The sequence below is a fragment of the Bacillus sp. MUM 116 genome (assembly GCF_001866655.1).
GTDB lineage: Bacteria > Bacillota > Bacilli > Bacillales > Cytobacillaceae > Neobacillus.
Window position 1 is genome coordinate 1 of record NZ_MLYR01000157.1, and the last position, 1,148, is coordinate 1,148.

A 1,148-nucleotide genomic window follows, 5' to 3' on the forward strand; every position below is an offset into this window, starting at 1 on the left:
TCAATCCGTCCAAAAGGTTAAAGAACAACCTTTCGTCTTGCTTGTCTTGTGCTATGCCTAAGGCTGATTAAGGCGCCTACGCATTTCTTATACTGCTGCTAAAAACCTCTTGATATGATTATACACTTCTCCCGGACGTTCCTCCGGGACAGCATGTCCAGTTTCTTTTAAAACAATCAGCTCTGAATTTGTTAAATCCTTATTTAATCGTTCTCCTACATGGAGCGGCATTGAGCGGTCATGCTCGCCCCAAATTAATAAACAAGGTGTCTTTATTTTTTGAAGAACCTCGACCGGTAAGTCTCCCTCACGGTGGCGAATCATTTTCGTGAGAGCTATAAAGATTTTATCTTGTAAAAATGGCTGCATGTACCCATTTATCATTTCTTCATTAATCAAAGAATGATTATAGAGAGTATCCTGAAGATTTTTCTTTACACCGGTTCGCGCCAGCCAATATTTCACAAAGTAATGGAAATAGGGAATGTAACTGGTGAGAATGAGTGGCATCCCAAACCGTTTTAGGTAAGCAGAACTGCAAAGCAATATAGCTTTATCCGCAAGCTCCGGCATCATGTGGAGAATATTAAGAACAATTTGACCGCCCATGGAATGACCTAACAATGTCAGTTTTTTTATTCCAAAAACCTCCGTAAGCTTAATCACCGTTTGTGCCAGATTTTTATAGGAGTACACGTAACGGCTGGACTTATCACTTTTCCCAAAAGGGGGAAGGTCAATGGATAAAACTTGATAATCTTGCTTTAATAAAGGGATTAAATGGCGAAAAGTAAAAGTGGATGAAAGAAAGCCATGCAATAAAATAACCGTTTTATCCGTTGTTGATTTTGGATAGAATTCATAATAAACATTGATGTTATTTACCTGCTGGTGCCCGGCTAACACTGCTTGTTCCATAATCCTCCTCCTACTCTTATTTAGGCTATTTTCGCATAGATTGTTGTTTTTCGTATAAGTTCATTAACCCGTATAACTAAATGCTTCGTGGCATCTTTTCGTAAGAACGTTTGCGAAAATTGCCAAGAAACTTAAGTATTTGACTCTTATTAAGGTCCAATAGCTACAAAGTTTACGAAAAGAGCCCTTATTAAAATAGATGGATATAATTTACCCGAAATCAAATGAAT

At 37.9% G+C, this 1,148-nt stretch carries 1 pseudogene; it reads right to left on the minus strand.

Going from position 1 to position 1,148, the window contains the following annotated elements:
- Nucleotides 1–87: 87 nt before the first annotated feature.
- A pseudogene (locus tag BIV60_RS26800) lies at nucleotides 88–951 on the minus strand (alpha/beta fold hydrolase); the annotation flags it as partial.
- Nucleotides 952–1,148 lie beyond the last annotated feature (197 nt).